Annotated in this window: 22 protein-coding genes and 1 riboswitch; of the genes, 10 read left to right on the top strand and 12 right to left on the bottom strand. The window is 69.6% G+C overall.

What is annotated here, in order from left to right; all coding sequences use genetic code 11:
- The first annotated feature begins 29 nt into the window (after positions 1-29).
- On the top strand, positions 30-185 hold the full coding sequence (locus tag QBJ89_RS16205) for a hypothetical protein (protein WP_277981513.1): 156 nt from the start codon (positions 30-32) through the stop codon (positions 183-185).
- Positions 155-454, top strand: coding sequence for a hypothetical protein (locus tag QBJ89_RS16200; RefSeq protein ID WP_277981512.1), 300 nt, complete (start codon positions 155-157; stop codon positions 452-454). Before QBJ89_RS16205 ends, QBJ89_RS16200 begins: the two co-directional genes overlap by 31 nt.
- Before the next feature lie 184 nt (positions 455-638).
- Here QBJ89_RS16200 and QBJ89_RS16195 read toward each other — a convergent pair whose 3' ends face one another.
- The 3 genes from QBJ89_RS16195 to QBJ89_RS16185 form a co-directional block, all read right to left on the bottom strand.
- Positions 639-2,018: an L-serine ammonia-lyase gene (locus tag QBJ89_RS16195; protein WP_431522549.1), complete on the bottom strand. Its 1,380-nt coding sequence runs from the start codon at positions 2,016-2,018 to the stop codon at positions 639-641.
- Positions 2,019-2,139: 121 nt separating this feature from the next.
- Positions 2,140-2,227: riboswitch (glycine riboswitch) on the bottom strand.
- Between the two features lie 65 nt (positions 2,228-2,292).
- Positions 2,293-3,309, bottom strand: a complete 1,017-nt coding sequence (locus tag QBJ89_RS16190) for an LLM class flavin-dependent oxidoreductase (protein ID WP_277981510.1) — start codon at positions 3,307-3,309, stop codon at positions 2,293-2,295.
- Between the two features lie 90 nt (positions 3,310-3,399).
- On the bottom strand, positions 3,400-4,002 hold the full coding sequence (locus QBJ89_RS16185) for a biliverdin-producing heme oxygenase (RefSeq protein ID WP_277981509.1): 603 nt from the start codon (positions 4,000-4,002) through the stop codon (positions 3,400-3,402).
- A 103-nt stretch (positions 4,003-4,105) separates the two neighbouring features.
- Here QBJ89_RS16185 and QBJ89_RS16180 point away from each other — a divergent pair, with 103 nt between their 5' ends.
- Positions 4,106-5,341 (top strand): NAD(P)/FAD-dependent oxidoreductase, encoded by a 1,236-nt coding sequence (locus QBJ89_RS16180; RefSeq protein ID WP_277981508.1) that lies wholly within the window; start codon positions 4,106-4,108, stop codon positions 5,339-5,341.
- Positions 5,342-5,526: 185 nt separating this feature from the next.
- Here the strand turns inward: QBJ89_RS16180 and QBJ89_RS16175 are convergent, their stop codons facing one another.
- Positions 5,527-5,877 (bottom strand): tetratricopeptide repeat protein, encoded by a 351-nt coding sequence (locus QBJ89_RS16175; protein WP_277981507.1) that lies wholly within the window; start codon positions 5,875-5,877, stop codon positions 5,527-5,529.
- Between the two features lie 377 nt (positions 5,878-6,254).
- On the opposite strand from QBJ89_RS16175, the gene QBJ89_RS16170 reads away from it, so the two are divergent.
- Positions 6,255-8,081, top strand: coding sequence for a methyl-accepting chemotaxis protein (locus QBJ89_RS16170; protein WP_277981506.1), 1,827 nt, complete (start codon positions 6,255-6,257; stop codon positions 8,079-8,081).
- A 106-nt stretch (positions 8,082-8,187) separates the two neighbouring features.
- Here the strand turns inward: QBJ89_RS16170 and QBJ89_RS16165 are convergent, their stop codons facing one another.
- The 4 genes from QBJ89_RS16165 to QBJ89_RS16150 form a co-directional block, all read right to left on the bottom strand.
- Entirely contained in the window at positions 8,188-8,616 is a 429-nt protein-coding gene (locus tag QBJ89_RS16165; RefSeq protein WP_223010680.1) for an ExbD/TolR family protein, read from the bottom strand.
- Between the two features lie 24 nt (positions 8,617-8,640).
- Positions 8,641-9,117: an ExbD/TolR family protein gene (locus QBJ89_RS16160; protein ID WP_277981505.1), complete on the bottom strand. Its 477-nt coding sequence runs from the start codon at positions 9,115-9,117 to the stop codon at positions 8,641-8,643.
- Between the two features lie 118 nt (positions 9,118-9,235).
- The gene (locus tag QBJ89_RS16155) at positions 9,236-10,027 is read right to left on the bottom strand and encodes a MotA/TolQ/ExbB proton channel family protein (RefSeq protein WP_277981504.1); all 792 of its coding nucleotides are present in this window, start codon (positions 10,025-10,027) and stop codon (positions 9,236-9,238) included.
- A gap of 64 nt (positions 10,028-10,091) precedes the next feature.
- On the bottom strand, positions 10,092-10,760 hold the full coding sequence (locus tag QBJ89_RS16150) for an energy transducer TonB (RefSeq protein WP_277981503.1): 669 nt from the start codon (positions 10,758-10,760) through the stop codon (positions 10,092-10,094).
- Positions 10,761-10,984: 224 nt separating this feature from the next.
- On the opposite strand from QBJ89_RS16150, the gene QBJ89_RS16145 reads away from it, so the two are divergent.
- A complete protein-coding gene (locus tag QBJ89_RS16145; protein ID WP_277981502.1) occupies positions 10,985-11,890 on the top strand; it encodes a hypothetical protein in 906 nt (301 codons plus the stop codon).
- Here the strand turns inward: QBJ89_RS16145 and QBJ89_RS16140 are convergent.
- Complete coding sequence (locus tag QBJ89_RS16140) at positions 11,865-12,239, bottom strand: dihydroneopterin aldolase (protein WP_277981501.1); 375 nt, start codon at positions 12,237-12,239, stop codon at positions 11,865-11,867. The two genes, QBJ89_RS16145 and QBJ89_RS16140, sit on opposite strands and share 26 nt — an antisense overlap.
- A gap of 198 nt (positions 12,240-12,437) precedes the next feature.
- Here QBJ89_RS16140 and QBJ89_RS16135 point away from each other — a divergent pair, with 198 nt between their 5' ends.
- Genes QBJ89_RS16135 through QBJ89_RS16120 form a run of 4 tightly spaced genes read left to right on the top strand, consistent with a single transcriptional unit; the run spans position 12,438 to position 15,314 of the window.
- Positions 12,438-12,944, top strand: a complete 507-nt coding sequence (locus QBJ89_RS16135) for a GNAT family N-acetyltransferase (RefSeq protein WP_277981500.1) — start codon at positions 12,438-12,440, stop codon at positions 12,942-12,944.
- A 38-nt stretch (positions 12,945-12,982) separates the two neighbouring features.
- A complete protein-coding gene (locus tag QBJ89_RS16130; RefSeq protein WP_277981499.1) occupies positions 12,983-13,546 on the top strand; it encodes a DUF1285 domain-containing protein in 564 nt (187 codons plus the stop codon).
- The gene (locus QBJ89_RS16125) at positions 13,543-14,130 is read left to right on the top strand and encodes a CoA pyrophosphatase (protein ID WP_277981498.1); all 588 of its coding nucleotides are present in this window, start codon (positions 13,543-13,545) and stop codon (positions 14,128-14,130) included. Before QBJ89_RS16130 ends, QBJ89_RS16125 begins: the two co-directional genes overlap by 4 nt.
- On the top strand, positions 14,118-15,314 hold the full coding sequence (locus QBJ89_RS16120; protein ID WP_277981497.1) for a CCA tRNA nucleotidyltransferase: 1,197 nt from the start codon (positions 14,118-14,120) through the stop codon (positions 15,312-15,314). Before QBJ89_RS16125 ends, QBJ89_RS16120 begins: the two co-directional genes overlap by 13 nt.
- Here the strand turns inward: QBJ89_RS16120 and QBJ89_RS16115 are convergent.
- The 3 genes from QBJ89_RS16115 to gcvA all read right to left on the bottom strand — a co-directional run bounded on the left by QBJ89_RS16115 (position 15,284) and on the right by gcvA (position 20,564).
- Entirely contained in the window at positions 15,284-16,981 is a 1,698-nt protein-coding gene (locus tag QBJ89_RS16115; RefSeq protein WP_277981496.1) for a putative bifunctional diguanylate cyclase/phosphodiesterase, read from the bottom strand. The two genes, QBJ89_RS16120 and QBJ89_RS16115, sit on opposite strands and share 31 nt — an antisense overlap.
- 357 nt (positions 16,982-17,338) lie before the next feature.
- Positions 17,339-19,600, bottom strand: coding sequence for a DNA topoisomerase IV subunit A (gene parC / locus QBJ89_RS16110; protein ID WP_277981495.1), 2,262 nt, complete (start codon positions 19,598-19,600; stop codon positions 17,339-17,341).
- Between the two features lie 64 nt (positions 19,601-19,664).
- Positions 19,665-20,564: a transcriptional regulator GcvA gene (gene gcvA, locus QBJ89_RS16105; RefSeq protein WP_277981494.1), complete on the bottom strand. Its 900-nt coding sequence runs from the start codon at positions 20,562-20,564 to the stop codon at positions 19,665-19,667.
- 100 nt (positions 20,565-20,664) lie between these two features.
- Here gcvA and QBJ89_RS16100 point away from each other — a divergent pair, with 100 nt between their 5' ends.
- Positions 20,665-20,823: a hypothetical protein gene (locus QBJ89_RS16100; protein ID WP_277981493.1), complete on the top strand. Its 159-nt coding sequence runs from the start codon at positions 20,665-20,667 to the stop codon at positions 20,821-20,823.
- The last annotated feature ends 87 nt before the right edge of the window (positions 20,824-20,910 follow it).

Here is a 20,910-nt window from a genome sequence, read left to right as displayed (position 1 = left end):
CCTTCGAGTCGACCGCGCGCACCGCCGACGTGCTGGTCGACACCATCGCGAACGGTATGCAGTGGGCGATCGATCAGCCGCTGCGCCCCAGCCTCGCCAAGGACATCGTCGAGACGATCAACGGCACCTTGCGCGAGTTCAAGGCGCAGGGTCGATGCGCGCGAAGCGTGCGCGCACGACGCTGATGAACGTGGCGGCGGCGGCCAGCGTCGGCTTGCCAACGGCCGCGCAGGACTTGTCGGATCCGATGACCCTGACGACCGATCCGGCGGATAAAAACGTGTTGCCCGAGTTCGCGCGCGAAACCGGATCCGGTAAGCCGGACAAGGCGACGCTGGACGCGGTGCTGGTAAAGCTGCCGCGGCCGACGCCGCTCGCAGCCCTAGCCATCGCAGCTGATCGGGGTGAACTGATCGCGGAGCTTGGCACGAGCTCCGCGCCGGGGCGGGCATGAAGACTGAAGACCTGCTCACCGGATCGCCGGCGGCCCGCGACTTTTCGCCGACATCCACGCCGAGTCGGCACACCTGCCGCATACGGTCCCTCACCGTGGCGGTTGCGCAGCGTTCCCGACCAGCGCCATCGCAGCGATGCGGCCGTCCCGCGGGGTGGAGACGTGACGCGGTCGACGCGCCGTCTCAGCATTCCACTACGTTCACGGCCAGACCGCCGAGGCTGGTCTCCTTATACTGGCTGCGCATGTCCTCGCCGGTCTGGCGCATCGTCTCGATCACCGCGTCGAGGCTGACGATATGGCTGCCGTCGCCGCGCAGCGCGAGATAGGCGGCGTTGATCGCCTTCACCGCGCCCATCGTGTTGCGCTCGATGCACGGGATCTGGACGAGTCCCGCGATCGGGTCGCAGGTGAGCCCGAGATTGTGCTCCATGCCGATCTCGGCGGCATTCTCCACCTGCCGGTCGGTGCCGCCCAGCACCGCGGCGAGCGCGCCCGCTGCCATCGAGCAGGCGACGCCGACCTCGCCCTGGCACCCCATCTCGGCGGCCGAGATCGAGGCGCGCTTCTTGTACAGCATGCCGATCGCCGCGGCGGTGTAGAGGAAGTGGCGCGCGCCGGCGCGTGTCGCGCCCGGCACCAGCACTTCGTAATAGCGCAGCACCGATGGCAACACCCCCGCCGCGCCGTTGGTCGGCGCAGTAACGACACGGCCGCCCGCGGCATTTTCCTCGTTCACCGCGATGGCCCACAGGCTGACCCATTCAAACACCGCGGCAGGACGATGCTCCGGACCGCACCGGGACAAGGACTCGTGCAGCGCGCGTGCGCGGCGGCGCACGCGCAGCCCGCCCGGCAGCACGCCTTCCTGCGCGATGCCGCGGTCGATGCAGGCGCTCATCGCGTCGCGCACCGAGTCGAGGAAGGCGTCGCTCTCCGCGGGTGAGCGCCACGCTTCCTCGTTGGCGCGGACGAGCGCACCGATGCTGAGTCCGGTCTCCTCGCAGCGCGCCAGCAGCTCGGCGCTCGACGAGAAAGGATGCGCCACCGCGACATTGTGCGCGAGCGGCGGCGCGCCGAGCCGCAGGATCGCTCCGCCGCCGATCGAGAAGTAGGTCTCCTCCAGCGTCGCCCCCTCGTCGTAGCTCGCGGTGAAGCGCATGCCGTTCGGATGCTGCGGCAGAAACGTCCGCGGGTGGAAGACGAGGTCAGTCTCCGCGTCGAACGCGATTGCCCGCGTGCCGCCGAGTGGAAGCCGCTTGGTCTCGCGCACCGCGGCGACGATCGCGGGCGCGGTGTCGGGGTCGAGCCGCTCGGGTAACCAACCCGCCAGGCCGAGCAGCGTCGCCGTGTCGGTGGCGTGGCCGCGCCCGGTCAGTGCGAGCGAGCCGTACAATGCGCAGCGCACATGATGCGGCGCGCGCTCGCACGCGGTCGCACGCTCGGCGAAGTCGTGCGCGGCGCGCATCGGCCCGACCGTGTGCGAGCTCGACGGGCCGACGCCGATCGTGAACAGCTCGGCGACGCTGATCGGGCGTGTCGCGCCGCGATCGAGCGGCACCATCTCAGACTCGGTCGGCACGTACTCTCCCCGACCGCTCGCCACAGCCCATGCCCCTCTGTCCCTTGTGCCTGAGATCGCTATCCCGTCGGCGGACGCGTCGCTGCGCCTCTCTCCAGATGTTGGCGCCGACGGGTCCTTTTACCTGAGAGTTTCCGGGGCGGTTGCTCCTTCGGTGCCGGGCCTGTCCCGGTCTCTCCCACGTCGGCACCGATGGTATCCCGCGCCATGGCGTGCTGGTCAAGCCGCCGCCGCGCCCGCATTCCGCCGGAGTGGGTCAGCGCCAGCCGAGCGCGGGCGCGACATGCGTCATGATCGCCTCGAGCACGTGCGCGTTATAGTTGACGCCAAGCTGATTGGGCACGGTGAGCAGCAAAGTGTCGGCCTCGGCGATCGCCGCGTCGGCGCGCAGCTGCTCGACCAGGCGATCCGGCTCGGCGGCGTAGGAGCGGCCGAACACCGCGCGCATTGCGTCGATCACGCCGATCTGGTCCTCACCGCCGGCCTGACCGAAATAAGCGCGGTCACGATCGTCGACGAGCGCGAAGATCGAGCGGGACACCGAGACGCGCGGCGCCCAGTCGTGCCCCGCCTCGGCCCAGGCGGCGCGATAGGCGCGGATCTGCCGTGCCTGCTGGACATGGAACGGCTCGCCGCCCTCATCCTTCTTGAGCGTCGAACTCTGCAGGTTCATCCCCTGCTGCGCCGCCCAGATCGCGGTCGAATCCGACGCCGAGCCCCACCAGATCCGCCGTCGCAAGCCCGCGGCGTGCGGCTCGAGCCGCAGCAGCCCCGGCGGGTTGGGGAACATCGGGCGCGGGTTGGGCTGGGCGAACCCCTCGCCTTTGAGCAGCTCGAGATAGACCTCGGCGTGGCGCCGCCCCATGTCGGCGTCGCTCTCGCCCTCGCCCGGCGCATAACCGAAGTAGCGCCACCCCTCGATCACCTGCTCAGGCGAGCCGCGGCTGATGCCGAGCTGGAGCCGCCCGCCCGCGATCAGATCCGCCGCACCCGAGTCCTCCGCCATGTAGAAGGGGTTCTCGTAGCGCATGTCGATCACGCCGGTGCCGATCTCGATCCGCTTGGTGCGCGCGCCCACCGCGGCGAGCAACGGGAACGGCGAGGCGAGCTGACGTGCGAAATGGTGGACGCGATAGTAAGCGCCGTCGACGCCGAGCTGCTCGGCCGCCTCGGCGAGTTCGATCGACTGCAACAGCACGTCGCTGGCCGAACGCGTTGCGGACTGCGCCGTCGGCGACCAATGGCCGAACGACAGAAACCCGATCTTCTTCATATGCTACTCCCGCGCCGACGGCGCCTCGCTACCAGGCGGAGGTGGCGGCGCGGGCAGGTGCTGGCAAGCGCGGCGAAACGAAACGGTGCGTTACGCCGCGACGCGTCGCACCAGCGCGGCGACCGTGTCGAACGCCTCGCGCGCGCCCGCCTCGGCGCGCCCCTCCTCGTCGGGAGACAAGACGACCGCGTCGATCGCCCCGGTAAAGCTGCGCCAATGACGCGCGCGCCCCTCGGCATGGCCGGCCAGGTGGCGCGCGCCGAAGGTCGGCCCCAATCCCAGCGTCATCGCCGCCTTGAGCAGGATCGCGGCGCCCAGGCTCGACCCCTCGGCAACGTAGAGCCAGCCGATAGCGGTGCCGCGGTCCGGCGCGGCCCCGGCGGCGAACCGTGGCGGCGGCGGCGGCGCGAGCGGGACGTGGAGGTCGGCGGCATCCTGCTCCACCGCCAACAGGCGCGCGCGAGCGACCAGATCAGGGATCAACGTGACGAGGCTCGGTGCAACATAGAGCGGCGCGATCAGCGCGTGGAAGTCGCGGTGGATCGTCAGCAGGCGCGCATACCGCGTGCGATCGCCGAAGGGGTCGAGCGCCATGATCGAGTCGTCGAGCCGTCGGTGCGCGACGTCGGTCGCGAGGCGAAGGCGCTGCGTACGCGTGGGAGTCGGCTCGGGCGATGCGGAGGATGTCGTCACCCGCCGCGGCTAGCACCCGCGTGGCGACGGTTGCAACGCGCGCTTGCCACCTGCGCACTGCATCCCGCATGCGGGATGCCGGCCACGAGCGAGGAGGTGGAGCGTGAACGACGGCGAGCGGGACGAGGGTGAACGCTATGACGTGGTGATCGTCGGTGCCGGCCACGGCGGCGCGGCGGCCGCGGCGGCGCTGCGCCAGCGCGGCTTCGCCGGCAGCATCGTGCTGATCGGCGCGGAACCCGAGCTCCCCTATGAGCGCCCGCCGCTGTCGAAGGAGTATCTCGCCGGTGAGCGTGCGTTCGAGCGCATGCTCATCCGCCCTGCGGCCTTCTGGCGCGAGCGCGAGATCACGCTGCTGCTGGGGCAGCCGGTGGCCGTGGTCGACGCGTCGGCGCGGCGGGTGACCCTCGAGAACGGTCGCGTGATCGGCTACCATCGGTTGATCTGGGCGGCGGGGGGCAGCGCGCGCCGGCTCGCCTGCGAGGGCCACGACCTGGCGGGGGTCCACACCGTCCGCTGCCGCGCCGACGTCGATCGGATGATCGCCGAGCTGCCCCGGGTCGAGCGCGTCGCGGTGGTCGGCGGCGGCTATGTCGGACTGGAAGCGGCGGCGGTGCTGACCGCGCTCGGCCGCCGCGTCACGGTGATCGAGGCGCGGGATCGACTACTCGCCCGCGTCGCCGGCGCCACGCTCGCCGATTTCTACGCTGCCGAGCATCGCGCGCGCGGGGTCGAGGTCCGCCTCGGCGCGCAGGTGGAATCGATCCTCGCCAACGACGGTGTCGCAGCCGGCGTGCGCCTCGGCGACGGCGAACGAGTCGCGGCGGAGATGGTGATCGTCGGTATTGGCCTCGTGCCTGCGGTGGCGCCGCTGCTTGCCGCCGGCGCCGACGGCGGCGACGGCGTGATCGTCGACTCGCTCTGTCGCACCAGTCTGCCCGATGTCTATGCGATCGGCGACGCCGCCGCGCACCGTAACGCCTTCGCGGGTGGCGCCCTGGTGCGGCTTGAATCGGTGCAGAACGCGACCGACCAGGCCGCGACCGTGGCCAAACGCCTGACCGGGACCGACGAGCCTTACGCGGCGGTGCCATGGTTCTGGTCGAACCAATACGACCTGCGGCTCCAGACGGTCGGTCTCTCCGCCGGTCACGACGAGGCGATCCTCCGCGGGGCGCCGACGAGCCGCCGCTTCAGCGTGATCTATCGCCGCGCCGGGCGGGTCGTCGCGCTGGATTGCGTCAACGCCGCGCGCGATTTCGTCCGCGGAAAAGCGCTGGTCAGCGCAGGCGCGACCGTCGATGCGACGGTGTTGGCGGATCCCGCCATCCCCTTGTGAGCATCGCCGATCGCGCTCGTGGCAAGACGATCGAGCTCCCTCATCAAGCGAGGACGCGTCTGCGAGCGCCCGCTCCTCTCACAGGCAAGACTAGCGACACCAAATGCTCGACACAGCCGCCAGGGCTGTCGCGCATCGGTGACAGCTGTGTGCTCTCCGCCACTGACGTGCGCGAGCGCAATGAGTCAGCGCGAAGCGATCGACGATCCGAGACGCGATAGGCCGCGCTGTGCGAGTGCGTGCGAGGACTGCACGCTGCCATCGGCCAGATCCATCGCGACAGGCTCTTGGTCCAGCACTTGGCCATATAGCGAGCGCGCTTGCGTAACCCGTCCGGTGCGCGCGTAAACGGCGGCGAGGTTGAGCATCAGCTCGGGGCGGGTCGGGAAGATCGTCCGCTCCGCATCAATCGTCTGCTCCGCCTGGGCGAGACTGCCAGCGGAGATCGCCTGGTAGCCGACGCGATCCTTGCCGGTCGCTGGCACAGCCACGAACGCCGCCAGCGTGGCGACGACGGTCCATCCTGAGATGCGCATGATCCTGCCTCCTATCCCAGGCATGACGCCTGGGTTACGCTTTTGTGACAGGAGAATGTCACTTTTCTGACATGAGCACAACAGCGGGGGTGCGCAGGGCAGCCGCTTGAATCGCCAAAGTGAGTAAGCGAGCGCGATAGGCAATCAGCTCAAGCGTCGGACGCACGACCGTCGATGAAACAGGCAGATAGCAAAATCCTTATCGACATAAATTGGACTTTGTACTGACACGTTTGTGCAAAATAGAACGCAACCCTATCACAAGTCATCGTAGTTCCCGCAAGACAACAACGTCGACATCATCTCACGATCCATTTGCCCCAGATCGACCGAGTAGCTAGCGCGCGCGAGAACATGCCACTCGAATGGACACGCTCGTGACCTCTCCCCCACCCTCCACCGGCACGTCCCTTCCCGCAGCGTCGCCGCGCCACCGACCGCGGGACCATCTGCTCAAACGCAGCGTTACCGCCCGCCTGCTTACGCCGCTCGTCGGCGCGCTCGCGCTGCTCTGGCTCTTGGCCGGCCTTACCTTATACGCGGGCCAAGAGGTCCACGACGTCAACGCCGCCGCCGCGACGACTCAGGACCGCGTGGTCCTACTCAGTGAGATCCGCTCGCTCAGCCGCTCGCTCCAGCGCGACGCGCTCAACCTCGTCACCGAGGACGAGCCGGCCGAGCTGCCGGTCATCCTACGCAAGTTCGCCTCTCGATCGCGCACGATGCGGGCCGATCTCCGCACCCTCCACCGCGGCACCGGCGACACGCTGCCGCCAAGCTATTTCGGCCTATCCTATCGCGTGCTCGACGCGCTCCAGGCGGTGGCGCGGCAGACGCAGCGCGGTGATCGTTCCGGCGCCCTCCGGCGTTTCCATCGCGAGGTCCGCCCCGCCGAGCGCGCCGCCTCCAAGGTCGCCGACGCCGAGATCGAGTCGCTCACCGCCCGCACCGGCACGTTGCGCACCGACGCGGAGGCGGTCGAGCTGCGCGTCGGCCGCAGGCTGACGGCGGCGGTGCTGCTGCTGACCGCCAGTGGACTGGTCGCCGGCCTGATCATCACGCGGCGGAGCGTCATCCAGCCGCTCCAGCAACTTCGCTCGAGCATGTATGAGCTCGCCGCCGGTCACGCACCGATAATCGTGCCGCAGCTCGGACGCTCCGACGAAATCGGCCAGATGGCGCAGTCGCTGGCCGACCTGCAGCGTCAGCTCGCGCTGGCGGAAGCGGCGAAGCGCGAGCAGGCGGGCCAGATCGTTGAGCAGATCGGTCATACACTCGCCTCGCTCGCGCGCGGCGATCTCAGCGCACGAGTGAACCAAGCCATGGCGGGCGAGTTCGCCAAGCTCGGCGCTGACCTCAACACCGCGATGGTGGCGGTTGGGGCGGCGCTGGCCACGGTACGCAGCAGCACTGCCGAGCTCGCCGGCAGCGCCAACTCGCTCCGCGCCGCCTCGGACGACCTGTCGCGGCGTACGGAGCGACAGGCCGCCTCGCTCGCCACCACCGCCGCGGCGATGCACGAGATCACCCAGACGGTACAGGAGACCGCCGATATTGCGGGGCTTGCCAATACAATGGTCTCCGAAGCGCGCGCCGACGCCGAGCAGATGGGCGAGACGGTGCGGCGCGCGACCGAAGCGATGATCGCGCTGGAGCATTCGTCCACCGAGATTGGCGAGATCATCAGCGTGATCGATGGCTTCGCTTTTCAGACGAGCCTGCTCGCGCTCAACGCCGGGATCGAGGCGGCACGCGCCGGCGATACCGGGCTCGGCTTCGCGGTGGTGGCGAGCGAGGTGCGCGCGCTGGCGCAGCGATCCGCCGACGCGGCGCATGACGTCAAAGCGCGGATCACCGCCTCGGTCCGCCAGGTCGATACGGGGGTGGGGCTCGTCACGGAGGCCGGTGGTGCGCTGGCGCGGATCAAGGCGCTTGTGGTCGAGGCCGCCGAACTCGTCGCCGCGATCTCGCACGCCGCGCGCGAGCAGTCGATCGGGCTTCAGCAAGTCAATGACGCGGTCGCCCAGATGGATGGCACGACGCAGGACAATGTCGCGATGGTGCAGGAGGCGACTGCGGCGGTGCGTCAGCTCGACGCGCTGGTGCGGAGGATGACCGAGCAGGTTGACCGCTTCCGCCTCGACGAACCAGCGCAGGCGGCGTCGTCGGCGCGGATGCTCGCCACGGTGCGCCGCTCGGCATGACCTGCGGTCCGTCATGCATGTGGCGCGGGAGCGCACCGCACCGGGGTCAAACAAGAAGGGCGGCCCCGGAGGACCGCCCTGTCACTCTCCCAAACCGGAGGCCGGCTTAGAATTCCTTGTAGAACTGCTCGTTGCCGACGAAACCCAGCTTCGTGATGTTTGAGCGCTTGATGTCGGCCAGCGTCTGGTCGACCACCGAATAGCGCGTCGCCGGATCGGGCTGGAACTGCAGCTCGGGCTCCGGAGTCATCGCCGCCGACTGATCGAGATACTGGCGCAGCACCGTCGAATTCACCGGCGTGCCGTTCCAGGTGACGTTGCCCGCCGCGTCGATCGCGATCTTATTCTTAACCGGATCCACCGGCGGCTTAACCGCCTTCGGGTCGTTGACCGGGAGGTCGACCTTCACCGCGTGCGTCGGAACCGGGAGGGTGATGATGAACATGATGAGGAGCACGAGCATGACGTCGATCAACGGCGTCGTGTTCATCTCCATCATCGGCTCGCCGTCGTCGCGGCCTGCACTCATTGCCATGTCAGCTACTCCTGTCCCTTGGCCTTAGCCAGCGTCGCCGGTCTTCGGCTGCGAGATGAAACCGACTTTGGCGAAGCCGGCCATTTGCATGTTGTAGATCGTTCCCGCCACACAGCGCCAGTCCGTGTTGACGTCGGCACGCACGTGCGCCTCCGGCAGTTCCAGGTCCGGATTGCTCGCCCCGCCCTGCCGATCGATCTCCGCCTTCAGCTTGGCCACGGCGCGATCGAGCAGCTCCTGGTGGGTCACGGGGGTGACGCCCCAATAGACCTTGCAGGCGCCGTCCGCCGTGGTGACCGACAGCGAGACGTTCTCTGGCTTGGTCGTGGTCGGATCGAACCGGACGTTGGGGAGCTTGATGCCCTTCACCGTCTGGATGGCAACCGGGACCGCGATCAGGAAGATGATGAGGAGCACCAGCATCACGTCCACGAGGGGCGTCGTGTTGATGTCCGACATCGGTTTTTCAGCAGCGGAGTCACCGCCAACGCTCATCGCCATGGATCAGGCTTTCCTATTCCTTCGTTCCGCCGCGCCCCGCTCCCGAGTGGAGCGGCAGTGCGGCGGCCGGTGATCGGCGGGGCCGCCGCGATGGCAACCCCGCGCTACACCTTGTGCCTTACGAGCGGGTCTGCACGCCACCGGTCTGGCCGGCGGTCGTCGTCGCCGTCGCGGGCTTCACCGGGGCCTTCGCCGGGGTGGTGCCGAGCGACGGGCGCACCGCGCCGTTCGATGCCAGGAAGCCGAGCACGTCGTTCGAGAAGGCCGACAGGTCCTCCGAGATCGACTTGTTGCGGCGCTGCAGCCAGTTGTACGCCAGCACCGCCGGCACGGCGACGACGAGGCCGAGTGCCGTCATGATAAGCGCCTCACCGACCGGCCCTGCGACCTTGTCGATCGAGGGATCGCCCGACGCGCCGATCTTGATCAGCGCGCGGTAGATGCCGACGACGGTCCCGAACAGACCGATGAACGGCGACGTCGCGCCCACGGTCGCCAGGAACGCCAGACCACCGCCGAGCTTCGAGTTGATCGCGGCTTCCGAACGCGCCAGCGAACCGTGCAGCCAGTCGTGCGCCTCGATCGGATCGGTCAGCTTCGAGTGCTGCTCCTGCGCCGCCAGGCCATCGTCGACCAGCTGCTTGTACGCCGAGTTCTTGTCGAGCTTGGCCGAGCCCTCGCGCAGCGAGTTGCTGGTCCAGAAGTTCGAGCGCACGCGCTTCGCCTGGTTGATGATCTTCTGCTGCTCGAACAGCTTGGAGAACAGGATGTAGAACGACACCACCGACATGATCACCAGGATGGTGAACACCGACTGCGAGATGATGCCGCCTTCCTTGAGCGCCTGCTGCAGGCCGAACTGGTTCTCGGCTGCCGCGGTCCCACCCGCGGCGAGGATGTTGATGATCATTCTTCGTCTTCCTTAAGCCAAAATGTTGTCGGCAGACGCATCCGCGTCGCCACGTTCACGCGGATCAATTCTCCGGAAGCACCCAGCGCACCGGAAGGGTGTAGCTGGACGCGATCGGGTTGCCGGCAGCATCTTGCGCGGGCGAGAAACGCACGCGGGCCTTGGCAATACGGCAGGTCGCCTGATCGAGCGCCGAGGAGTTGCTCGACGTCGTCACCGTACAATCCGTCACCCGGCCGTCCGTACCCACCGTCAGCTTGGCGACGACACGCCCCTGCTCGCCGGCGCGGATCGCCGAGGGCGGGTAGTTGTCGGCACCGAAGAACTGGCCCGGGTTACCCTTCAGACCGGCTGCCTTGCTGATCGGGCTCGGCGGCGCCGGCGGCGCCGGCGGAGCAGGCGGCGCGACGACCGGCGACGGCACGTAGACCGGCGGCGGAGTCGGGACCGTCGCGACCGTCACGGGTGGCGGGTTCGGGTTCTGCACGATCGGCGGCGGCGACACCACGGGCGGCGGCGTCATCGGCACGTCGGGCGGCGGCGGCGGCGGCTCGTCCGGCGGCGGGGGCGGTGGCTCCTCGACGTCGAACGTGTTCAGCTTCTCAACCTGCTTCTTGACGAAATTTGTCGCGAGGCCGGTAACGAAGGCATAGCCGAGAGCGACGTGAATCAGCGCGACGATCACCAGCGCGCCGATCTTCCCTCCGCTCATCTTCTGGTCAGAATAGGCCATTCAGCAACGAAACTCCCTCATCCTGCGGCCCTTGGGTGGCCGGAGCTGATCCGACCTGGGTTGTTAACCGTTCCGTAGCATCCCCAGGGGCAGGCCACAGACGGTCGAGTCCTATCGCGCCCGTTTTGGGGACGCAAACGCTTTGTCGGGCGCAACAAACGTACAAACGAACGGCGACAGATTTATTTCTGTATCGTTCAGGCAGGTTCACGTACCCAGCGGCCATGATCTTACGCCAGATTCGATCGCTGAGGCGAGCCCCCTTCGCGCTGCCCGCGATCATCCTCGCTTTTTCCTCGCTGGCGCCGTCGCCGCTCGCCGCACAGGCCGCGCCGCCGTCCGCCACCGCACCAGCGGTGGACTATGCCTCGCTCGCCGATCTGGTGGTGCAGAGCCCGCTCATCATCGACGCGACGATTCGCTCCGCCGCCAAGATCAAAGGCGACGAGGCGGCCGGTCTCGCACCGGGACATTCGCGCTTCTACGTCGAGGGCGACGTCGGCACGCTGGTGCGCGGTACCGTCGCGATCCCGCAGCGCGTAGGCTGGGTGGTCGACGCTGCCCCGGATTGGCGAGGCCGCGCCCCCAACCTGAAGAAGCGCCGCGTGCTCGCTTTCGCGCGCCCGGTCGCGGGCCGGCCCGACCAGGTCCAACTCGTCACGCCGGGAGCGCAGCGCGACTGGAGCCCAACGATCGACTCGCTGGCCCGTCAGATCGCCCGGGAGGCGAGCGCGCCCGACGCGCCGCCGATCATCACCGATATCCGCAGCGCCTTCCACGTGCCGGGCGCGCTCCCCGGTGAGGGTGAGACGCAGATCTTCCTCATCACCGAGGACAATCGCCCTGCCGCGCTGTCGATACTGCGGCGGCCCGGCGAGCAGCCGCGCTGGTCGGTCGCGCTCACCGAGATCATCGACGATGCCGCCGCGGCGCCGCGACGCGACACCTTGCTGTGGTATCGGCTCGCCTGTGCGCTGCCCGCGACGCTGCCCGAGCGCGCCACCGCCTCGCTCGAGCCAGACGATTCGGCGCAGGCGCAGGCCGACTACCGCTACGTGATCGAGCAGCTCGGATCGTGCCGAAATGGGACGAACGCGACCTCGATCAGCGGCGATGCCGCACGAGGGTGATGCCGATCGATTCGCCCGCCTCGGCGATAGCGAGTTTGACGATCTTGACCGTGACGCGGCGTACCCGCCGATCCTGGAGAAACAGCGTCTCGGTGATATGGTCCGCCACCGCCTCGATCAGGGTGAAGTGACCCGCGGTGGCGAGTGCGTCGGTCGCGGCGTGGCGCAGGTCGAGGTAGTTCTTCGAGGCGCTCAGCGGCGTGTCGGGAGCGTAGCGCGCCGGGGCGTCGAGCAGCACGTTGAGCGAGATCCGCAGCGGCTGCGGCAGATGCGTCTCCTCCGAGTAGATCCCGGTGAGCACCTGCACCACCAGGTCGTGAACCTCCAGCTCCAGCGTGTCGTCGTCCATCTCTCGGGCTCCCGCGCTCGGCCGCGCCGCGGCCGCTCTTGCCAGCGGGCGCAGGTGGACGCGGTGCCCGTGCGAGTCCAGCACGGCGCGGCGATGGCACGATCATGGCGATTCGGGGGCGATCGCGGTTGCGTTCGGGCACGGTCCCGCTACAGCGCGCGCGCCCGGCGTCCCTGCCGGGCATGAGGAAAGCATGCTGTGGTCGAGCTGGTGGCGATCGAGACGGTGGCGGCGGCAGCGGTCGAGTCGCTGCTCGACCGCGCCTTCGGTCCCGATCGTCACGCCCGCACCGCCTATCGACTGCGTGCCGGCACTGCGCCGCTGCGTGAGCTGAGTTTCGCTCTGGTCGAGGACGGCGCGCTGCTCGGCACGATCCAGTGCTGGCCAGTGCGCTTCCTCGGCGACGACGGCGGCGACATACCTCTGGTGCTGGTTGGTCCGGTCGCGGTCGCTCCGGAGCGGCAGCAGAGCGGCCTCGGGCGCCGGCTGACCGCTGCCGCGCTCGCCGCCGCCGATTCGCAGGGGCTTGATCTGATGCTGGTCGGCGACCCGGAATATTACGGACGCTTCTTCGGCTTCAGCGCGGCCGCCACCGCCGGCTGGCGGCTGCCCGGCCCGGTCGAGCGCCATCGGCTGCTCGCGCGCGGTGCCGGGGTGCCGCACGTCGCGGGTGAGATCGCACCACGCGTCACCGCCGCGGCCTGAACCTTTACCGCCGCCTCCGCGCGCCCTAACTGGCGCGCATGCCGATGGCGCCCCCACCCGATTTCAGCACATTGTCGATCGCCGACATCGCGCGCCTGGCCGAGAGCGACCAGCTGCCCCCGGTCGAGCGTTGGAACCCGTCCCATTGCGGTGACAGCGAGATGCGTATCGCGCGCGACGGCACCTGGTACCATCAGGGCAGCCCGATCACGCGCGTCGCGATGGTGCGCGCGTTCAGCCGCATCCTGCGCCGCGAGCCCGACGGCGCTCACGTGCTGGTCACGCCGGTCGAGAAGCTCGACATTGCGGTGGAGGACGCCGCGTTCGTTGCGGTGGAGCTCAAGGCAGAGGGCAAGGGGCGCGCCTCCACCCTCGCCTTTCGGCTCAACACCGGCGACGTGGTGACCGCCTCGGCCGACCACCCGCTGCGCTTCGTCGAGCGTGACGACGGGCCCCGCCCCTATCTGCTGGTGCGCGGCGGGCTAGAGGCGCTGGTGGCCCGGCCGCTCTACTATGAGCTGGCCGAGCGCGCGCTCGCGGGCGACGATTCGCCGCCCGGCGTGTGGAGCGCGGGCGCCTTCTTCCCGCTCCAGCCGCGATGACGCTGGCCGAGAAGCTCGCCGCTGCGCTGGTGTCGGACGAGACAACCGCGCTGATCGCGGGTGACGACGGAGACCTCTCGGGCGGTGGTGCGCTGACCGAGGCGGCAGTACTGGTCGCGGTGACCGATCGCGCGCGCCCTGGCGTGATCCTGACACAGCGGACGGAGACGTTGCGACGCCACGCCGGCCAGGTCGCCTTCCCAGGCGGTCGGCTCGATCCCGGCGAGGATGCGGTCACCGCCGCACTGCGCGAGGCCGAGGAGGAGATTGCGCTGCCGCGGGGGGCGGTGGAGGTGATCGGCGCGTCCGACCGCTATCGCACCGGCACCGGCTTCTGCGTCACCCCCGTCATCGGCGTCGTGCCGCCCGACCTGCCGCTGGTCGCGAGCGAGGCAGAAGTGGCGGCGGTGTTCGAGGTGCCGCTCGACTTCCTGCTCGACGCCGCGAACCATCGTCCCCGCAGCGCTACCTTCCAGGGCCGCGAGCGCGCCTATGTCGAGCTCCTGTGGGGCGAGCGGCGCATCTGGGGTGCCACCGCGGGGATGATCGTCAACCTGTCGCGGCGGCTACGATGGAGCGTGTGACCCTGCCGGCGGCGCCGTGGCGCACCCGGCCGGGCCTTGCCGCGCTGGAGCACGCGCTCGACGCCGCCGGCGGTCACGCGCGCTATGTCGGCGGCGCGGTGCGCGACACTCTGCTGGGCCTTGATGTCGCCGACATCGATCTCGCCACGCCCTTCGTACCGGACGACGTGGTGCGCCGGCTCGAGGCCGCCGGCATTCGCGCGGTGCCGACCGGGATCGCGCACGGCACGATCACGGCGGTGAGCGCGGGTACCGTGGTCGAGGTGACGACCCTGCGCCGCGATGTCGCCACCGACGGGCGGCACGCGGTCGTCGCCTTCGCCGAGGACTGGCGCGAGGACGCGGCGCGGCGCGACTTCACGATCAACGCGCTCTACGCCGACCCGGTCAGCGGCGCGGTCCACGATTATTTCGGCGGGCTCGACGACTTGGCGGCGCGACGCGTCCGCTTCATCGGTGACCCGCACCGCCGGATCGCGGAGGATCACCTGCGCATCCTGCGGTTCTTCCGCTTCCACGCGCGCTTCGGCGACGAGATCGATGCCGAGGGGCTCGCCGCCTGCATCGCGCGCGCCAACGACCTGATGGCGCTGAGCCGCGAGCGTGTCGCCGCCGAGTTGCTCAAGCTGCTCGTTGCCCCCGGGGCGGTGGCGGTGGTGCGGCTGATGCACCGCAGTGGCATCTTCCGTCCTGTGCTGCCCGAGATCGACGGCGACGGCGTGGCGCGGCTCGCCGCGCTGGCCGAGCGCGAGCGTGCCGCCGCCGTCGCGCCCGATCCGATCCGCCGCCTCGCCGCGCTGCTCCCGCCCGCCGCCGCCGAGGGAGCGGGCGCGCGGCTCAAGCTCTCCAACGCCGATCGCAAGCGGCTGGTACAGGCGAGCGCGGGCATCGGCGACGAGGGCGCACGTGCGCTCGGCTACCGCGTCGGCACCGCGAGCGCGCTCGACCGGCTGCTGCTCGCCGGTGCCGACGCTGCCCCGCTTGAGGGTTGGACGCCCCCCGCCCTGCCGATCGGCGGCGGAGCGCTGGTGGCCCGCGGGCTGACACGCGGCCCCGAGGTCGCGCGCGTGCTCAGGCGTGTCGAGGATCGCTGGGTGGAGGAAGGCCTCCCGGACGCGGCGCGGGTCGAGGCGATCGCCGACGAGGAAGTCGCTCAGGCGTTGCGCGCGACCAGGAACTCATAGGCCGCGTCGACGTCGAGAGGGCGGGCATAGGCATAGCCCTGGCCGAAGGTGCAGCCGAGCGCGCCGAGCGTCTGCCCCAGCTCCACCGACTCGATCCCCTCCGCCACCGTGTCCATCCCCAGCGCCTTGGACAGGCCGAGGATCGCGCGCACGATGGCGAGCTGGTCGCGGTCGGTCAGCATGCCCGTGACGAAGCTGCGGTCGATCTTGAGCAGGTCGATGGGCAGCGTGTGGAGCGAGGCCAGGTTCGAGAAGCCCGTGCCGAAATCGTCCATCGCAATGACGGTGCCGAGCTCCTTCAGTGCCATCAGCACGCCCGCGATTCGATCGGGGTCGGCGATGATCGCGCTTTCGGTCAGCTCGAGCTTGAGCCGCCCGCCACCCAGCCGCGCGGCGTGGAGCGCGCGCTCGACCATGCCGGGGATGCAGTCGCGCTGAAGCTGGATCGGCGAGACGTTGACCGCCACCGTCGCGCCGCACTCGCTCCCCCAACGCCGATCCCAGCCGGCCAGCGTCTGCATCGCGGTGTCGACCGCCCAGCGGCCGAGCGGGACGATAAGCCCCGATTCTTCCGCCACGGGGATGAAGCGCACCGGCGGCACGTTGCTGCCCTGTTCGTCGGTCCAGCGCGCCAGCGCCTCGAACCCGCTGACCTTGCCCGAGGTCAGGTCGAGGATCGGCTGGTAGACGAGATGAAGCTGCTCGTTCTCGATCGCGCGACGCAGCGCGGTCTCCATCGCGAACTCTTCGCGCGCGCTGTCGAGCGCGCGGGTCTGATAGGCCTCGGCGCTCTTGGTCGCTTTGGACCGCTTCATCGCTACCTGCGCGTGACGGATCACGTCCTCGGCGTCATCGGTGGCCGAGTCGCCGTGGGCGATACCGATCGCGCACGAGACGCGCAGCTCGAAGTCGCCCAGCCGGAACGGCGTCGCCAGTGCCTCGCGGATACGGCGCGCGACATGGTCGGCCTCGTGGTCGTCCTGGTCGATCGTGAGCAGCACGCCGAATTCGTCGCCGCCGGTGCGCGCCAGTACGTCGCGGCTGCGCAGCGCGCCCTTGATCCGGCGCGCCACCGTGATCAGCAGCTCGTCGCCGGTAAGCGAGCCGAGGCAGGCGTTGAAGCGGCTGAACCGCTCCAGGTCGATCATCAGCACCGCCCAACGCGCCGCACCTTCCTCGATCATCGCTTCGAGCGAGTCGGTGAAGCCGCCGCGGTTGGGCAGTCCGGTGAGACTGTCGGTCGCCATCTCGCGGCGCAGCGTCTCCTCGGTGCGCACCTCGGCGGTCTGATCGACGAAGGAGACCACCGCGGTAGGCTCGGGGCGGTCGGGAATGAGCGCGAAGCTGAGGCGGTAGTGGCGCCGCTCGACCGCCTCGCCGGTTGACCAGTTGATCTCGGCCTGATCGTGGCCCGTGCGCAGGAACGAGGCGATCAGCGGATCGATCGCGCGTTCCTGCTGCAGGCCCGCGCGTACGAAAGCGGGATTGCTGTCCTCATAGTCGACCCGCCCGGCGCGGAGTCGCGCGATCACCAGCGGGATGGGCACGAGCTCGAGCGAGCCCTGCGCCGTGGACAGCCCCAGGCCGGGCGCGACCGCGGCGCGGCCGTGCCCGGCGGGGATCGAGCCGGCCGATGCGGTCGCCAGAAGGGGAGAGCGTGTTGCCATTACGATCTGTCCTAGATCGCAACGGTTAAGGCTGGCTTACGGAAAGCAAGTTGGGCCGGATCGGTTGTATTTAGCTGCTGCCGTGAGCGTGTCGAAACGGGACGAACCGTCCCGCCCTGCCGCTTGGCGCCGAGCGTTGCCGTGATCGACATCCCGGCATCCCCGGCATCCCCGGCATCCCCGGCATCGCGCGTCGTCGCGGAGATCAATTACCCGTTGGTCATCCCGGGCTCACCCGCGATCCATGGTGCCGCGAGGGACGCCGGCGTTGCTCTCGCGGAAGGATGGATCCCGGCGCGACGCCGGAGGTGACGGTGATTGGCACCGGCGCGCATCACCGGTCGACCAAGTCGAAGGTCAGAAGCGATTGTCGCGCGGGAAGCCGTTGGGCGGCATCCGCCCGGCAGCGCCGCGCGCGGTGCGCCACGCGGATAGGTCGGGCTCAGTGCGCACGCGCCCGCTGCCCCCGCCCATCGCCCAGCTCAGTCCCTCGGCGAACACGAGGGTGCGCGCGTCGGCGAGGCCCCCCTCGCGATAGCGTTGCAGTTGCACTCCCTGCCCGCGCGTCATCTCGGGAAGATCGACCATCGGGAACAGCGCGAGCTTGCGATTGTCGCCGATCACTGCGACGAAATCGTCCCCCGGCGACACCGGACGGACCACCATCAGTCGCGCGCCGGGCTTGGGAGTCATCACCGTCTTGCCCTTGCGAGTCTCGGCGATCACCTCGGCGCTCGGCACGACGAAGCCGCGTCCGTCGCTCGCCGCCACCAGCAGCCGCTCGGCGGCGCCGGCGCGCAGCAGCGCCACAATCGGCACGCTGCCGTCGAGGTCGATCGAGGCGCGCACCGGCTCGCCGAAGCCACGCCCGCCCGGCAATTTGTCCGCCGCGAGCGTGAAGAAGCGGCCGTTGCCCGCGGCGAGCAGCAGTTTGTCGGTGGTATGCGCGTGAAAGGCGAAGGCGGGGCCGTCGCCTTCCTTGAACTTCATTGTCTCGGGCGCGGAGAGGTCGACATGGCCCTTCATGGCGCGAATCCAGCCGCGCTCGGACATGATCACCGAGATCGGCTCGCGCTCGATCATCGCCTCCAGCGGGATCTCGCGCGCCGCCGCCTGCTCCTCGATCGTGGTGCGACGCGCGCCCAGCTTGGTCTCCGCGCCGTAGCGATCGCGCACCTTGGCGAAGTCGCGCTTCAGTCGCGTGCGCTGGCGCGCTTCCGAGCCGAGCAGCTGGGTGAGCGTCTCCTGCTCCTTCTCCAGCGAGTCGCGCTCGCGGCGCAGCTCCATCTCCTCCAGCCGGCGCAGGCTGCGCAGCCGCATGTTGAGGATGGCCTCGGCCTGGCGATCGGTCAGAGCGAACTCGGCCATCATCACCGCCTTGGGCTCGTCCTCGGTGCGGATGATCTCGATCACGCGGTCGAGGTTGAGGAAGGCGATGATATAGCCGCCGAGCAGCTCGAGCCGGTCGGCGATCTTGCCGAGCCGGTGCTCGGTGCGCCGGCGCAGCACCACGAACTGATGCTCGACCCAGACGGCGAGCGCCTCGCGCAGCGACATGACGCGCGGCGTGCGGTCCTTGTCGAGCACGTTGAGGTTGAGCGGGATGCGCGTCTCCAGGTCGGAGAGGCGGAATAGCCCGTCCATCAGCACCTGGGGGTCGACGGTGCGGCTGCGCGGCTCGAGCACCAGCCGGATCTCGGCGTCGCTCTCGTCGCGCACGTCGGCGAGGATCGGCAGCTTGCGGTCGTTGATCAGCGCGGCGATCTGCTCGATCAGCTTGCCCTTCTGCACGCCGTACGGGATCTCGCTGACGACGATCGTCCAGCCCCCGCCCTTCTCGCGCTCCACCGCCCAGCGCGCGCGCACGCGGAAGGCACCCCGCCCGGTGGCATAAGCCTCGGCGATGATTGCGGGCGCGTCGACGAGCAGGCCGCCGGTGGGGAAGTCGGGGCCGCTGACATGCTGCAGGATCGCGGCATCGTCGGCGTCGGGCTTGTCGACCAGCAGGATCGCGGCCTCGAGCAGCTCGGCGGCGTTGTGCGGCGGGACGCTGGTCGCCATGCCGACCGCGATCCCCGCTGCGCCGTTCGCCAGCAGGTTGGGGAAGGCACCGGGGAACAGCTCGGGCTCCTGCTCCTCGCCGTTGTAGGTCGGACGGAACTCGGCGGCGTCCTCGTCGAGCCCGTCCATCAGGTCGATCGCGACCTGGGTCAGGCGCGCCTCGGTGTAGCGATAGGCGGCGGCGTTATCGCCGTCGATGTTGCCGAAATTGCCCTGCCCGTCGACCAGCGGATAGCGCAGCGCGAAATCCTGCGCGAGCCGCACCATCGCGTCATAGACCGACTGATCGCCGTGCGGGTGATACTTACCGATCACGTCGCCGACGACGCGCGCGCATTTCTTGTACCCGGAGGCGGGATCGAGCTTCAGAAGCCGCATCGCCCACAAAAGCCGGCGGTGGACCGGCTTGAGCCCGTCGCGCACGTCGGGCAGCGAACGCGCGGTGATCGTCGAGAGCGCGTAGACGAGGTAGCGCTCCGACAGCGCGCTGTCGAAAGGCGCGTCGAGCACGCCGACGGGAGGGTTGTCGGGGGGGAGAGCGGTCGCGTCGGTCGCCATGGATCAGGCTGCTAGCAGCGCGCGGGGCCGTTCCACAACCGTTCCGCGCCCGTGACGCGTCGGCTCAGCCGCCCGCGGCGGCGCGGTCGCGGTCCAGCGCCTCGATCAGCCACTCGCGAAAACGCCGGATTTTGACTACTTTGGCGCGGGCCTCTGGGTAGACCAACCAATAGGCCTCCCCCATCGATGAGAGCTGCGCAAACGGGCGCACGAGCCGCCCCGCGACCAGATCGTTGTGCCAGAAAAAGGGCGTCAGCATCGCCACGCCCTGCCCCGCGATCGCGGCGTGTCCCTCGTGTGCCTGCGAGTCGAGTCGCATACCGGTTCGACGCGCCTCGACCACGTCGAGTCCCGCCTCGCGCAACCACTGCGCCCACCACGGATCCTGCGCGCTGATCAGCGGCAACTGGAGGAGGTCGACCGGGTCAAGCCGCCCGCCCTGCTCGGCGAGGAAGCCGGGCGAGCACATCGGCGTGAAGTCGAGCGGCAGCAGTTCGTGCTGCGCCAGCCCCGCCCAGCCGCCAGGCCCCGAGCGGATCGCGACGTCCACCTCGTCGGCGGCGAAGTCGGCCAGTGCGTTGCTGGTCCACAGCCGCACCGCCGTGGACGGGTGCGCGAGGTGGAAGCCGCCGAGCCGCCACGCCAGCCACGTGTTGGCGAAGGTGTTGGTGACCGAGACGGTCAGCACCGCTTCGTCCTCAACGCGCAACCCGGCGAAGGCGGCGTCGATCGAGTCGAACGCCGCGGCGAGCTGCGCGCCGGCGCGACGCCCCGCCTCGGTGAGCGTGACGCGGCGGCGCTCGCGACGGAATAAGGGCACGCCGAGCCGCTGCTCGAGCAGCCGGATCTGGTAGCTCACCGCCGCCTGCGTCATCCTCAGCTCACCCGCGGCGGCGGTAAAATTCTCGTGCCGCGCGGCGGCCTCGAACACGCGGACGGCAGCGAGCGGCGGGAGCTGGCGCATCCTTGTAGCATAAGCGCCACTTATCAACTTGGGCCAGCTCTTTGTTGGCGTGCTGCGCCTGCGAACCGTATCGATGCCGCTCCAGCAATGGAGGACGGTCATGAACATGGATTTCGAGAGCGAAGCCTTTGCCCGGCATCACGAGACGCTGTCGGGCGGTGTCCACAAGTTCGTCGAATCGCTGGTTGGTGGGATTGCCGCATTGCAGCGCCGGCGCTTCGCCGCGCCTTGGCGGGCCGCCCGGAAACCCGCGCGCTGAGCGATCACCGCCGCGCTTTCCGGGACGAGCGGAGGCGCGGCGGTATCGATCGGCGCGGGTCGTGCGCTACACGCGGGTGCGCCGGTG

This window comes from Sphingomonas phyllosphaerae, from assembly GCF_029623345.1.
Classification (GTDB): Bacteria; Pseudomonadota; Alphaproteobacteria; order Sphingomonadales; family Sphingomonadaceae; genus Sphingomonas; species Sphingomonas phyllosphaerae_C.
Note: the sequence above shows the minus strand (reverse complement) of the source record. Positions and strands in the feature narration are given on the sequence as shown.

What these genes read in the sequence shown, in the direction of transcription:
- QBJ89_RS16175 (WP_277981507.1), bottom strand. Translation starts at nt 5,877, where the DNA reads ATGCGCATCTCAGGATGGACCGTCGTCGCCACGCTGGCGGCGTTCGTG.
- QBJ89_RS16190 (WP_277981510.1), bottom strand. Translation starts at nt 3,309, where the DNA reads ATGAAGAAGATCGGGTTTCTGTCGTTCGGCCATTGGTCGCCGACGGCG.
- gcvA (WP_277981494.1), bottom strand. Translation starts at nt 20,564, where the DNA reads ATGCGCCAGCTCCCGCCGCTCGCTGCCGTCCGCGTGTTCGAGGCCGCC.
- QBJ89_RS16130 (WP_277981499.1), top strand. Translation starts at nt 12,983, where the DNA reads ATGCCGATGGCGCCCCCACCCGATTTCAGCACATTGTCGATCGCCGAC.
- parC (WP_277981495.1), bottom strand. Translation starts at nt 19,600, where the DNA reads ATGGCGACCGACGCGACCGCTCTCCCCCCCGACAACCCTCCCGTCGGC.
- QBJ89_RS16195 (WP_431522549.1), bottom strand. Translation starts at nt 2,018, where the DNA reads ATGGTGCCGCTCGATCGCGGCGCGACACGCCCGATCAGCGTCGCCGAG.
- QBJ89_RS16165 (WP_223010680.1), bottom strand. Translation starts at nt 8,616, where the DNA reads ATGGCAATGAGTGCAGGCCGCGACGACGGCGAGCCGATGATGGAGATG.
- QBJ89_RS16200 (WP_277981512.1), top strand. Translation starts at nt 155, where the DNA reads ATGCGCGCGAAGCGTGCGCGCACGACGCTGATGAACGTGGCGGCGGCG.
- QBJ89_RS16150 (WP_277981503.1), bottom strand. Translation starts at nt 10,760, where the DNA reads ATGGCCTATTCTGACCAGAAGATGAGCGGAGGGAAGATCGGCGCGCTG.
- QBJ89_RS16120 (WP_277981497.1), top strand. Translation starts at nt 14,118, where the DNA reads ATGGAGCGTGTGACCCTGCCGGCGGCGCCGTGGCGCACCCGGCCGGGC.
- QBJ89_RS16115 (WP_277981496.1), bottom strand. Translation starts at nt 16,981, where the DNA reads ATGGCAACACGCTCTCCCCTTCTGGCGACCGCATCGGCCGGCTCGATC.
- QBJ89_RS16100 (WP_277981493.1), top strand. Translation starts at nt 20,665, where the DNA reads ATGAACATGGATTTCGAGAGCGAAGCCTTTGCCCGGCATCACGAGACG.
- QBJ89_RS16155 (WP_277981504.1), bottom strand. Translation starts at nt 10,027, where the DNA reads ATGATCATCAACATCCTCGCCGCGGGTGGGACCGCGGCAGCCGAGAAC.
- QBJ89_RS16125 (WP_277981498.1), top strand. Translation starts at nt 13,543, where the DNA reads ATGACGCTGGCCGAGAAGCTCGCCGCTGCGCTGGTGTCGGACGAGACA.
- QBJ89_RS16160 (WP_277981505.1), bottom strand. Translation starts at nt 9,117, where the DNA reads ATGGCGATGAGCGTTGGCGGTGACTCCGCTGCTGAAAAACCGATGTCG.
- QBJ89_RS16140 (WP_277981501.1), bottom strand. Translation starts at nt 12,239, where the DNA reads ATGGACGACGACACGCTGGAGCTGGAGGTTCACGACCTGGTGGTGCAG.
- QBJ89_RS16145 (WP_277981502.1), top strand. Translation starts at nt 10,985, where the DNA reads ATGATCTTACGCCAGATTCGATCGCTGAGGCGAGCCCCCTTCGCGCTG.